Here is a 13,419-nt window from a genome sequence, read left to right as displayed (position 1 = left end):
GCCATGATCCCGCAACTGTTCCATCCCGATGAGCTGCGCGCGCAGACGCTGGCCGGGTTTGGCGGCGTAGGCGGCGGCATCTACCCCGCGATGCCGGATCAGCACCGCGCGTTTTTCGCCGCGCTGCCCTACCTGTTTGTCGCCACGCTGGATGAACAAGGCTGGCCCATCGCCACCCTGTTCACCGGCCCGCCCGGATTTTTACGCACGCCGGACGACACGCACTTACGCATCAGCGCGCCGCGCCGCAGCGACGATCCCGCCCAGGCGCTGTTGCTGCCCGGCAAGCCGGTCGGCACGCTGGGGCTGGATTTCAGCAATCGGCGGCGCAACCGCGCCAACGGCGCCGTCGGCCGCACCGACAAAAACCGGGTGGAAATCCTCGTTCAGCAAAGCTTCGGCAACTGCCCGCAGTACATTCAGCGCCGCGAACTCTACCCGGTGGACAGCCGGCCGCAGCCGGTTGAGCATTTGGCCGTGCTGGATGCGGCGGCGCAGGCGCTGATCCGCGCCGCGGACACCTGCTTCGTCGCCAGCTGCGCGCACCTGGCACTGCCGCAGGGCGGCGTGGATATTTCCCATCGCGGCGGCCGCCCCGGCTTTATCCATCTGGAAGGCGACACGCTGTGGATGCCGGACTTTCGCGGCAACCGCTACATGAACACGTTGGGCAATCTGCTGGCCGAACCGCGGGCGGCGCTGCTGTTCATCGATTTCGATCGCGGCGACGTGCTGCATATGCAGGGGGAAACGCAGATCCTCTGGCAGGCGGAAGGGGATCCCGGCGTCGAAGGGGCGGAACGCTATTGGCGATTTGACGTGCGCCGCGCCTGGCGTTTTGCGGCGGCGCTGCCGTGGCGAGGGCGCAATCTGGAGTATTCGCCGGCGACGCTGGCGACCGGGGTGTGGCGCCGCTGAGCTGAAATGAAAAGCCCCGCGGCGGCGGGGCTGGATCGGAAATTACAGGCTGTGTTCGGCCGCCGATGCGGCCTGATAAAGCTGACGAAAATAATTCAACCGCGCAAAGAACAGGCGGCTTTGCTGCTCCGACATATTGCCGGCCACCTGCCCGGCGTCAATCTGCCGCCCTTGCCATTCCATCAGGGCGATGCTCGACGCCAAAAAATCCATTTCGCTGCCGTAGGCCGCGAGATGTCTGTCCACTGATTTCATCATTCGCACACTCCTTTTAATCACATCGAAAAGGGTCATATGCCTGCTCTTTCAGTATCGACCCGACGGCGGATATTTTTTGTACAGAAGATGCGCAGTGAGAAAACGGCCATCTTGTCGTCGCGTTGGCAAACGGCGGCGGCAAAGTTTGCTAGGGTAAAGGGGAGCCGTATGGAATAGACCACTCCGTTGAACTCAGCAAAGGAAGAGACTCATGAGCATCAGTATCCGCGCCACCCTCAAGGATCCCACGCTGTTCCGCGAGGCCAATTACATCGACGGGCAATGGTTGCCGGCCCAGGAAGGCCGCACGATCGCCATTCATAACCCCGCCAACGGCGAGCGGATCGGCCACGTGCCGGCCTTCGGCGCCGAAGAAACCGCTCGCGCCATCGCCGCCGCCAAAAAAGCGCTGCCCGCCTGGCGCGCGCTGACCGCCAAAGAGCGCGCCGGCAAGCTGCGGCGGCTGTTTGAGCTGATGATGGAAAATCAGGAAGATCTGGCGCGCATCATGACGGCGGAACAGGGCAAACCGCTGGCCGAAAGCCGCGGTGAAATCGCCTATGCCGCCTCCTTTATCGAATGGTTCGCCGAGGAAGGCAAGCGGGTGTATGGCGACACCATTCCACAGCCGCAGGCCGGTCGCCGCATCATCGTGCAAAAAGAGCCGATCGGCGTGTTCGCCGCCATCACCCCGTGGAACTTCCCGGCGGCGATGATCACCCGTAAAGCCGGCCCCGGCTGGGCCGCCGGCTGCACCGGGGTGATCCGCCCCGCCAGTCAGACGCCGTTCTCGGCGCTGGCGATCGCCGTGCTGGCGGAGCGCGCCGGGTTGCCCGCCGGGGTGTGCAACGTGATAACAGGCCCCAGCAAAGGCATCGGCGGCGAACTCACCGCCAACCCGGACGTGCGTAAACTCTCCTTCACCGGCAGCACCGAAGTCGGCGCGCAGCTGCTGGCCCAGTGTGCGCCCACCATCAAGAAAACCAGCATGGAGCTGGGCGGCAACGCGCCGTTTATCGTGTTTGACGACGCCGATCTGGACGCCGCCGTGGCCGGCGCGGTCGCTTCGAAATACCGCAACGCCGGCCAGACCTGCGTCTGCACCAACCGTTTTCTGGTGCAAGACGGCGTATACGATGCCTTCGCCGCCAAACTGAAAGCCGCCGTCGCCAAGCTGAAAGTCGGCAACGGCCTGGATGACGGCGTCACCATCGGCCCGTTGATTAACCCGGACGCGGTGGAGAAAGTGCGCGAGCACATCGCCGACGCCGTCGAGCACGGCGCCTCGGTGCTGCTGGGCGGCAAGCCTGACGCGCTGGGCGGCAATTTCTTCAGCCCGACCATCCTGACCGACGTGCCGCGCACGGCGAAAATCTTCCGCGAGGAGACGTTCGGCCCGGTGGCGCCCCTGATCCGCTTCAGCCAGGAAGCCGACGCCGTCGAACTGGCCAACGACACGCCGTTCGGCCTGGCCGCTTACTTCTACAGCCGCGACATCGGCCGGGTGATGCGCGTGGCCGAAGCGCTGGAGTACGGCATTGTCGGCATCAACGAAGGGCTGATCTCCACCGAGGTGGCGCCGTTCGGCGGCATGAAACACTCCGGTTTGGGCCGTGAAGGCTCAAAATACGGCATCGAAGACTATCTCGAGATCAAATACCTGTGCCTCGGCGGCCTGGGCGCCTGATGCGGTCGCTATCCATATCGGCTGCCGCTGACGCGCGCAGAGGAAAGCGACCGCGTTAGTCCTCGCCTTCCTCGGCCCCTGCGCCGCAATGCCTGGCTTGCCGGCTCCGCCTGCCTGTACGGAGCCGGTGAGCCAATCAGGCGTCCTGATTGAGTACGTTGCCGATCGCCTCCTCACACTGCAAGATATTATGGTGGTGACAAGCCAGCGGGATAATCTTGAGCTGCGCGCAAACCGCGCCCAGCCCATTATCTTCCAGCGCCAGCAGCGGCGCCGTTATCGCCTCTGGCAACTGCGGATTACCCTCCATCGCCTTGAACAGCATCACTTTCGTGGTCTGCAATCGGCGGCTCAGCCTTCCCTCTGACAGCCGCCGCTCCGCCTGCCCGGCGGCCATGGCGCGTGTCGCCGCCTCGCCCTCGATGCCCAGCGCAGGCAGCAGTTGCTCCAGCGGCAGCTCCGCCGTGGTCTGCCGATAGAAGCTGTCCAGCAGATACAGCTGCACGTTACGGCAGCCGCGCGCCTCCAGGCGAGCGGCGATCTCCAGCGCGATGATGCCCCCCAGCGACCACCCGAGAATGCGCACCGGCCCGGCGTCTTGCAGCAGGCCGGCGGCAATCATGTCGTTTAAATACCGTTCGGCCAGCTCGCCGAGCGAGTCGATGGTCGGTTGATGGTAAAGATTATGGTTATCGACGCCATAGCAATTGAGTCGCCCTTGCAACGGCTGAGCGAAAGCATGAAACGCCTCCGCGCCCACCAGCGCCGGGTGGATCATCCACACCGCGGGCACGCCGTCTGTCCGGCGGTTAAGCGGCATGACCAAACGGCGCTCGTTGGCGGCCAGCAGATTTTTCAGGGTGCGGCTTTGCAACAGCTGCACCACCGGCACCGGCGCGGCCATCAGTTCGCCCATGCCGACGCACAGGGAGATCGCCTTGATCGAAGTGCCGCCCAGCAGGAAGAAATCGTCCGTCATGCCGACCTGCTCGCACTGCAGCGCCTCCTGCCACAATGCGCACAACTGCTGCTCCAGCGCGTTCGCGGGAGCGACATAGGCCTGCGGCTCATTCGCCGTCGGCGCCGGCAACGCCTTGCGATCCAGCTTGCCGCTGGAGTTGTACGGCAACGCTTCCAGCCGCACCAGGGCCGCGGGCAGCATGTATAGCGGCAATTGCCCGCTCATAAAGGCCAGCAGCGCCGACTCCTCCAGCGGCGCCTCACTGACGTAATACAGCGCCAGACGCTGCCGATGCGCCTCTGACAGCACCACGGCGCAGCAGGATTTGATCGCGCCGAACGCCAGCGCACATTGCTCGACCTCCCCCAGCTCGACGCGGTAGCCATTGATTTTCACCTGAAAATCCATACGGCCGAGGAACTCCAGATTGCCGTCCGGCAAATAGCGCCCGGCATCGCCGGTGCGATAAAGCCGCTCCCCCAGTTCCGGATGGTAGATGAATTTTTCCTCGGTCAGCGACGGATTGCGGTAATAGCCGCGCGCCACGCCGGCCCCACCGATGTACTGCTCCCCCGGTAAGCAGGGCGGCAACACGCGCAGATGGCGATCCAGCACATAGAAACGCTGATGGGCCATCGCCCGGCCATAAGGCACGCTGGGCGCCAGGATCGGCGTTTCCGGAATGTCGTACAAAATCGACCAAATGGAGCTTTCGGTCGCGCCCCCGGCGCTGACTACCCGGCACCCTGGCCGCCATTGGCGAATGCGCGCCGGCAGTGAACGCGAGATCACCTCGCCCACCAGCACCACGTTGCGCAAATGCGGCCACTGCGCCTGCGACGCGGCGGACTCCAACTGCTCCACCAGCAGCGTCATCACCGAAGGCGCGGAATTCCAGAAGGTCACCCCCTGAGTCATCAACAACCGATGCCACGCCTCCGGCTGATAGCGTTCGGTTTCGGACGGCATCACGATGGCGCCGCCCACCGACAGCAGGCCGAAAATATCGAACACCGAAATGTCGAAGCTCAGCGCGCTGAGCGCCAACCCGCGATCGTCCGCGCCGAGTTCCAGCTGGTGCAAGGTATCGATGATGCTGTTCACCGCGCCGCGATGTTCTATCGCCACCCCTTTCGGCGTGCCGGTAGAACCGGAGGTGAAGATCACATAGGCCAGCGCGGAAGGCGCCGGCAAGACCGGCTCACCCGGCGCCGCCGGCGGTAACGCGTTGACCGCACCTTGCGGATCGATCGTCAACAGTCTGGCGTTACCGTGGGCCGCCCACGCCCGGCTGCTGAGGATAATCCGGGTCTGCGACTGCGCGACGATATCCAGGCGGCGGCGTTCCGGCCAGGCGCCGTCCAGCGGCAAATAGGCCTTGCCGGCCATCAGGATCGCCAGCACCGCAATGATTTGCGCCCGCCCTTTGTCCACCATCACCGCGATGGTGTCGGCGCGCATATCCGCATGCTCGCGCAGCTGCAACGACAGCGCCAACGCACGCCGATACAGCTCACCGTAGTTCAGCTCACCCCATTCATCGACGATCGCCACCCGCTGCGGATCGCGCTCGGCCTGACGGATAAAATCATGATGGATGGCGCGTTCGAAATCGTAGGCCGGCGGACAGGATTGACGGAAGGCGCGCTGCCGCGCCGTTTCACTCGCCGATACCAGCGCCAACTGACTGACGCGCTGCTCCCCGTGATTGACGATCTGCGTGAGGATCGTCAGATAATACTCACCCAACAGCGCCAGCGTGGCCGGTGCAAACAGGGCGGTGGCATAGTTGAAGATCGCCCTGCCGCCTTGCGGCGCCGACTGTATGCTCAGCGTCAAATCGAATTTGGCCGCCTGATAGTGTGTCAACAGATCCTGCGGCGCCAGCCAGGCCGGCGCTTCACCCGCCTCTTCCAGCGCGAACAGCGTCTGAAACAGCGGATGGCGCGACAGATCGCGCGGCACCTGCAGCAGCTCAATCAACTGATCCAACGGTAAATTCTGATGCCGCTGCGCCTGCAGCACGCCATCAAAGACCCGATGCACATAATCGTTCAGCGACGCCGCATCGTCTATTTGCGAGCGCAACGGCAGCGTATTGACGAAGAATCCGATCGCCGAGCGGGTCTCCGCCACCGGCCGGTTAGCGACCGGCGTACCGACCAGAATGTCTTGCTGGCCGCTGAAGTAACCGAGCAGCAGATTAAAGGCCGCAAGATACAGCGCAAACGGCGTGACGCCTTGCCGCCGGGCGAACTGCGCCGCCTGCATCGTCAGGGCCTCCGGCAGCGCGATGACGTGATTGGCGCCGCGATGATCGAAGCGCGCCGGCCGCACGAAATCGAGCGGCATCTCCAGCGCCTGCCACCCATCCAGCGCTTGTCGCCAATACGCTTTCGCCTCATCCGCCAGCGCGGAGTCCAGCCAGCGCCGCTGCCAGACGGCATAGTCGCCATATTGCAACGGCAACGCCGCCAGCTCAGCCTCCCGCCCTTGCCGCTGCGCCTGATACAGCGCATCCAACTCCTGCAGCAGCACCGGCTGCGACCAGCCGTCAAACGCCAGGTGGTGCACCAGGATCAGGCTGTAAGTCACCCGCCCGCCATCAGGCTGCACCACCTGGTAAACGCTCGCTCTGATCGGCAACTCCGCCTCCAGGGCAAACGGCCGATCGATATCCTGCCGCAGTCTGTCCGGCCAGCGCGCCGCCTCCAGCGCCACGCGCTCCAGCGAAAGCGTTTGTTCACAGGCCCGGGCGACGGCAATTTGGGACGGCTTCTGGGCAATCAGGCTGTGCAACACCTGATGCCGGGCGACGACCGCCTGCAGACTGCGCTCGTAAGCCGTCAGACAGACATCGTCGCCGAGACGGAACAGCATCGGCACATGATAAAGATTGCCGCCGCCGTTCAGGTTCTCGATAAACCACAGCTGCAGCTGTGAAGCGGAGAGCGGATACTCGCGTTGCCGCAGCGGCGGGATCGACATCGGCGCGGCGCCCTCCCCCTGCCGCAGCAACGCACGGCACAATGAACGGATCGTCGGGAACCGGCCCAGCTCGCTCAACGTCACCTCGATCCCCAACCGTTGACCGAGCTGGTAACAGGCCTGGATCGCCAGAAGGGAATTGCCGCCCAGCGTGAAGAAATTGTCCTCCACGCCGATATCCTGCCGCTGCAACAGATCGCGCCACACCGCCAGGCAAGCGTTCTCCCGCTCGTTCTGCGCCGCGACAAACTCGCGCGCCGTCCTTTTCGGCGGCGGCAACGCCTGTCGGGCTATCTTGCCGTTTTCGGTCAGCGGCAGCTGTGCCAGCTGCATCAGCGCCTGCGGCACCATGTAAGGAGGCAGTTGGCTGCTCAAATGCTGCGCCAAATCCTGCGGGGCGATCGCCTCATCGGCAACGAAGTAAGCGGCCAGACAGGGCTGAGGGGCGGTGACGAGCACGCAACAACAGGCGGTCACCCCCGGATAGGCAAGCGCGGCATGCTCTATTTCACCCAGCTCGATGCGGTAGCCGTTCAGCTTGACCTGCTGATCGAGACGCCCCAGGAACTCCACATTGCCGTCCTCGAGCCACCGGCCCGCGTCGCCGGTGCGATACACCCGCTCCTGCAGCTCCTCATGCCAGAAGAAACTCTCGGCGGTGCGTTGCGGATCGCCGTAATACCCGCGCGCCAACCCTTCACCGGCCAGATAGATCTCCCCGCGCACGCCCGGCGCCGCGGGCCGTCGTCCGGCATCCAGAATGTAGCAACGCTGGTGCGGCAACGGTTTACCGTAAGGGATGCTGACCGAGCGAATTTTCTCGCCTCGCGGCACCTCATACAGCATGGTGAAGATCGCCGCCTCCGTAGCGCCGCCGGCGCTGCAGAAGCGGACGTGCGGCGCCCAGGCCAGGCAGCGTTCCGGCAGCGAGGTGGCGATCCAGTCGCCCCCCACCATCACCGCCCGCAGCGCCGGCGCAGGCCCGGCCGCCAGCCCCGCGCCGTTTACATAGTCCAGCAACAGCTCCATCAGGGCCGGTGCGCTCAACCATTGCGTCACTCGATGTGTCATCATCAGCTGATACCAGGCTTGCGGATTGACCCGATCTCGCTCGGCCGGCATCACAACCGCGCCGCCCGCGCTCAACGGGCTGAAAATATCGAAGATCGCCAGATCGAAGCTCAACGCGCTGAGCGCCAGGCTGCGATCCCGCTCGTTGAACCCAAAATACCGCCGAACGCCTTCCAGCATGTTCACCGCGCTGCGATGTTCGATCGCCACGCCCTTGGGCGTGCCGGTCGAGCCCGAAGTGAAAATGATATAGGCCAGGCTGTCAGGACCGGCCTCCACCGCCGGCAGGCGCCTCTCCGGCAGCGGCAACTGCGCCGCCAGCCCGCCGGCATTCAGTTCGACCAGGTTGATCTCGTCGCAGGCCCAAGGCGCATCGCTGAGCAACGTATTGATGCCGGCCTGCGCCATCACCTTCAGCCGCCGCTGCGGCGGCCATGTCGCCTCCATCGGCAAAAACGCCTTGCCGCACATCAGCGCCGCCAACAGGGCGATCGGCTGCCGGCGCCCCTTGTCGGCGACGACGGCGATGGCGTCGCCGGTCATCTTGCCCTGCACACGCAGTTGAGTGGCCAGCGTTAACGCCGCCTCGTGCAGTTCGCCGTACGTCATTTCCCCCTGCGCGTCGATCACCGCGACGGCCTGCGGATTGCGCTGCGCATGCCGCACGAAATCCTGTTGCAGGCAACGTTCAAACGCATAGCTAAAGGCCGGCGCCGCAGGCAGCGCCGGGCTCTGCGGCTGCAGACGAATATTTTCCAGCGGCCAGTCATCGTGGCGCGCCATCTGTTGCAATAGGGCGAGATAGTAGCCGGCCAACCGCTCCATCGACGCTTTGCTGAACAGCGCCGACGCGAAGTTGAAGCGCGCGCGCATCTGCTCCCCCTGCGGCGTCAGCGTGAGCGTCAGATCGAACTTGGCGGTGCGCTCATCCGCGCTCAGATCGACCACCGACAGCCAGTCCGGACGCGTCGGTGCGCCGCTCTCGCCCTCCAGCGCGAACATGACCTGGAACAGCGGATGCCGCGAAAAGTCGCGCGGCAGCGCCAGAGCGTCCACCAGCGCCTCCAGCGACAGCGTCTGATGCTGCTGCGCCCGCAGCGTCGTGGCCGCAACCTCTCGCACAAACTCGGCGACGCCCTGACGCGTGTCGATCTGCCGGCGTAAAGGCAGCGTATTGACAAAGAATCCGATCAGATTCCCCAGCTCAGGGCGATTGCGGTTCGCCAGCGGCGTGCCCACCATCACATCGTTCTGACCGCTGTAGCGGGCAAGCAACAGCATGAACCCCGCCAGCATCACGGCATGCAGCGTCACGCCCTCTCGGCGCGCCAACGCCTCCAGCGCCTTCACCAGCGCCGCCGGCAGCGGCACTTCGCTGTTGTCGCCGCGTACGTCGAAGACCGCCGGCCGCAAAAAATCTACCGGCAGCGAGAGCGGCTGCCAGCCCGCCAGCTCTCGTTGCCAAAAGGCCAATTCGTCGGCCCGGCGCTGCACATTTTCCGGCGCGTGTTGCCAGCAGGCATAGTCGAGGTATTGCAGCGCCGGCTCTGTCGCTTTACGCCACGTTCCCCGATAGCGCGCGTCCAGCTCCTGCAGCAGCACCTCAAGCGACCAACCGTCAAAGACGATGTGATGGAACACCAACAGACAAACGGCCGTTTCCCCGCCCGCCGCATCGCGGTAACGATAGCGCGTGGCGCGCAGCGGCAGCTCGCGCGTCAAATCCATCGGCCGGCTGCAGGCCTGCGCCAGCGCCATGTCAAACTCAGCGCCGCTCACCGTTAGCAAAGGCACCGGCAGCACGGCGTCGCTGACCCACTGGCTGGCTTCGCCCCGCTCATTCTGGCGAATCAGGCTACGCAGGATCTGGTGGCGCTCGACGATCGCCTGCAGACAGTCCGCAAAACGTTGGTCATCGATGTCCGGCGCCAGCCGCAGCAGCACCGGCGACAGATAGTGCGTGGCGTCCGCCGACAGTTGCTGAACAAACCACAATCGCGACTGCTGAAGCGACAACGGCCCCTCCCGCAGCCCGCCGGCGAGGATGGGCGGCTCATCCGACGGCGCCTGCCGTTGAGCGGCGATATGCTCGCTCAGCGCGGCCACCGTCGGATGCTGATTCAACGTCAGCACCGAGATCTTCGCCCCCGGCAATTTATTCACTTCGTGACACAGCCTGATGGCCATAATGGAGTTGCCGCCGAGGCGGAAGAAGTTGTCGTCCATGCCGACATGGCCGCCCAGCAGCCGATTGAACAGTGTAGAAAGCTGAGTCTCCAGCGGCGTGCCCGGTTGGCGAAACGCCGTTTGCCGCTCGACCGGCAGCGGTTCCGGCAATGCCCGGTAATCGACCTTGCGGCTCACCGTCAGCGGCAGCGCCGACAGCGCCGACAGCGCCGACGGCAACATATAATGCGGCAGCTGCGCCGCCAGGCGTTGCAAGAGGTCGCCGGCCTGCGGCGTCGCGCCGGGCTTCGGCACATACCAGGCCGCCAGTTGGTCCGTCGTGCCGGGGCGCAGGGTCACCACCGCCTCGGCCACCTCGGGCAGCGCGCGCAGCTGCATTTCGATCTCGCCCAACTCGATGCGATAGCCGTTGATCTTGATCTGCTGGTCGTGTCGCCCAAGATAGTCCAGGCTGCCGTCGGCCAAGCGCCGTACCCGGTCGCCGGTGCGATACAGGCGCCGGTAAGGCTCACGCAGTTCAAAAGGATTGGCGACGAATGCGGCTTCCGTCAGCGCCGGCAGGTTCAGATATCCGCGCGCCAGGCCGACGCCGGCCAGACACAGCTCGCCCTCCGCCCCCAGCGGCATTAGATTGTCATGCTCGTCAACCACATAACAACGCATATTGGCGATGGCGTGGCCGATATTGCGCGCGCCGTTGCGGCGATAGATATTCAGACTGGCGCTGACCGAAGCCTCGGTCGGGCCGTACAGATTGGCAACCTGCATGCCGCAGGCCAGGTAATGGTCGAGCGCCTCCTGCGCGGTCGCCTCGCCACCGGTCGCGAGATAGCGCACCGAAGCCGGCAGGTCTGGCAAGGTGCCAAGCAGCGCCGGCGGCAGGAAACAGGCTTCGATGCCCCAGGCCGCCATTTGGCCGCACAACAGCGCCGGATCGCGTCGCTGCGCCTCGCCCGCGATGAACAGCCGGTGGCCGTTGCTCAGGGCCATGAACACTTCAAACACGTGCGCGTCAAAGGCCAGCGACGCGAACTGCAGGCAGTTGAGCGCGCCCGATTCATTGCGCAGCAAACGCTGCGTATGACCCCGCACCATGTTGGCCGCGCCCCGGTGTTCGCACAGCGTGCCTTTCGGCCGCCCGCTGGTGCCGGAGGTGTAAATCACGTAGGCCAATTGCCGGGCTTCGACATTCGGCAGGCTCGCGGCATCCGCATCGGCAAGCGATTCATCCGCCGCCAGGCAAACGCCGTCCGGCGCCAGTCGCTGCGCCGCCCCTTGCAATGCGCTTTCCGTCAGGACGATGGGGCTGTTCACCTCTTGCAGAATATATTCCAGGCGCTGCGCCGGCGCCGCGGGATCCAGCGGCACATATGCGCCGCCCGCCTTCATGATGGCCAGCATCGCCACCACCGCTTCCGCGCTGCGCTGCAGATACAGCGGGATCAGCGTCTCTGGCGGCATGGCGGCGCCGCGCAACCGGCGATATTCTTCCCTCAGCCGTATTGCCAGGCGATCGCTGCGCTGCGCCAGTTGGCGGTAGCTGAGCGAACCGTTGGCATCGGTTACGGCGATGCGTTCCGGATGACGGCGCGCCTGGCGAGCCACGCCGTCGAGCAGTGTCGCCCCTGGGTCGGCCGTGTCCGGCTCGCTCTCCCAGGCGTCGCGGCAGCGTAAAACCTGCTGCGCCGTGAGCTGCGGCCACGCGGCTATCGGCGCGTCCGGTTCGGTTAGCGCACGCCGCAATAGCCCGAGATACTGATCCGCCATCTCCGCCATTTGCGTGGCGTCGAACAGATCGGGCCGATAACGCAGGCGAAACTCAAAGGCCTGCTCGGTCGGCTGATACTCCAGCAGCAGTTCCGAACCGGCCAGATCGACGTTGTAACGGTGATTGACGCCGATGCGGCAACCGTCAATCGCCAGCGGCGCATCTTTCAGGTAAGCCTGAGTGAAATTGACGTTCAGCTCGCGCACCGGGCTGAGGTTCAGCATGTCATAAACCGGCAATTGGCTGTGCCGCAGCTTGCCCGTCGCCTTGAGCGCTTTGCTGTAGGCCAGCGTCGCGCGGTACAGCTGGTTGAACGTGGCTTGCGGGGCGAGCGTTAAGGGAAACACCGCGGTGTTGACCTGGGCGCCGAAAAACAGCGGCTCGCCGCCGTCCGGCGCGACGGGATAACCGATATGCACCGTGTCCTGCGCGGATTGCCGGGCGATCAGCAACGCCCACAGCGTTTTGAATATCAGGAATGGGTTGGCATATCTGACGCCGGACTTCAGCGCCTGCCACTCGGCGAACGGCAACGTAAAGCGCACTTCACCGGCGCCGGGTGCTTCGGGGGCTTCACCGGGGAGATAAGGCAACGCTACGCGCGGGGCGCATTCGGCCAACCGGTCGCCCCAGAATGACGCGGAAGCGAAGTCCTGCTTCAACGCCGCGATATCCGCCTCATAGCGCCGGTACAATCGACAAATGTCCGTTTCATCCGCCTGCGGCGGCGCCACGGCAGCCCCGCGATTGTAATAGGCGGAAACGGCGTTGTAGAACTCCTGGCCGGACAGGCCGTCGATCAGGATGTGATGAACGACAATGATCAAATTATAGCGCTGCGGCGCCAACTCAATCAGGTAGAAGCGGCACAGCGGCCCCTCCCGGAGATCGAACGGCGTATTGATTAATTTACCGGCATCGCAATCGGCATCAAGCGTTTCCAACGCAATTTTCTTCTCCGTCTTTACCCAGCGTAATTGCGGCGAGCTGTCGTCGAGGACATGGTGAAACAGAATATAGTCCCGGCACACGCCCTCGACCGCCGCGCGCAGTCGATCGACGTCCAGCGCCCCCTCAATGGTCTGATCCAGCACCAGGTTGTACTCGCAGGAGTGTGGATTGAGGACGTATTCATTCCAAAACGTGTGGGTATAGGGTGAAGCGATGATCGCGCCCATGAATCAATTCCCTTTTAATATATTCCAATAATATATGAATAGATATTTATGCATGGCATAAATAACGTGATGGTTATGCGATTGAGCTGTTAGGCGAAAACTTAAAAAACATAAGAGCGAATATTATTTTATTTTTATAAAAAATAAAGCTACAAAAACACAAATAAACTAAAACCAATAAAAACAATGACATAAAAAATAATTTATCATTTAAAAATGAATCTTGGCTTTTCATTCATAAATAAAATAACTATTGTAAATAAATTAAAATCAAGGATGGGAATATATTTAATATAAATAAATCTAATTTAAAGGTATCGCGGAAAAATCGATAAAAAAGAGAATCTTCTTAAATTAAAACACGCATCTTTCAGTTGCGCTATTCCAAAGCGTACGGTGTCGG

At 63.3% G+C, this 13,419-nt stretch carries 4 protein-coding genes; 2 read left to right on the top strand and 2 right to left on the bottom strand.

Translation table 11 applies throughout. The features are described from left to right. Window positions 1-3 precede the first annotated feature (3 nt). A complete protein-coding gene (locus H7A77_RS19285; protein WP_182074518.1) occupies window positions 4-918 on the top strand; it encodes a pyridoxamine 5'-phosphate oxidase family protein in 915 nt (304 codons plus the stop codon). Window positions 919-960: 42 nt separating this feature from the next. On the opposite strand, the gene H7A77_RS19280 is transcribed toward H7A77_RS19285, so the two are convergent. Continuing rightward, window positions 961-1,176, bottom strand: a complete 216-nt coding sequence (locus H7A77_RS19280; RefSeq protein WP_004935234.1) for a glycogen synthase — start codon at window positions 1,174-1,176, stop codon at window positions 961-963. 211 nt (window positions 1,177-1,387) lie between these two features. On the opposite strand from H7A77_RS19280, the gene gabD reads away from it, so the two are divergent. After that, window positions 1,388-2,863 carry an NADP-dependent succinate-semialdehyde dehydrogenase gene (gene gabD / locus H7A77_RS19275; protein WP_182074517.1) on the top strand — a complete coding sequence of 492 codons (1,476 nt, stop codon included), beginning with the start codon at window positions 1,388-1,390 and terminating at the stop codon, window positions 2,861-2,863. Between the two features lie 136 nt (window positions 2,864-2,999). Here gabD and H7A77_RS19270 read toward each other — a convergent pair whose 3' ends face one another. Next, window positions 3,000-13,016 carry a non-ribosomal peptide synthetase gene (locus H7A77_RS19270; RefSeq protein ID WP_182074516.1) on the bottom strand — a complete coding sequence of 3,339 codons (10,017 nt, stop codon included), beginning with the start codon at window positions 13,014-13,016 and terminating at the stop codon, window positions 3,000-3,002. Window positions 13,017-13,419 lie beyond the last annotated feature (403 nt).

It is taken from the genome of Serratia sp. ME47, from assembly GCF_903970925.1.
GTDB classification, from domain to species: Bacteria; Pseudomonadota; Gammaproteobacteria; order Enterobacterales; family Enterobacteriaceae; genus Serratia; species Serratia ureilytica.
Note: the sequence above shows the minus strand (reverse complement) of the source record. Positions and strands in the feature narration are given on the sequence as shown.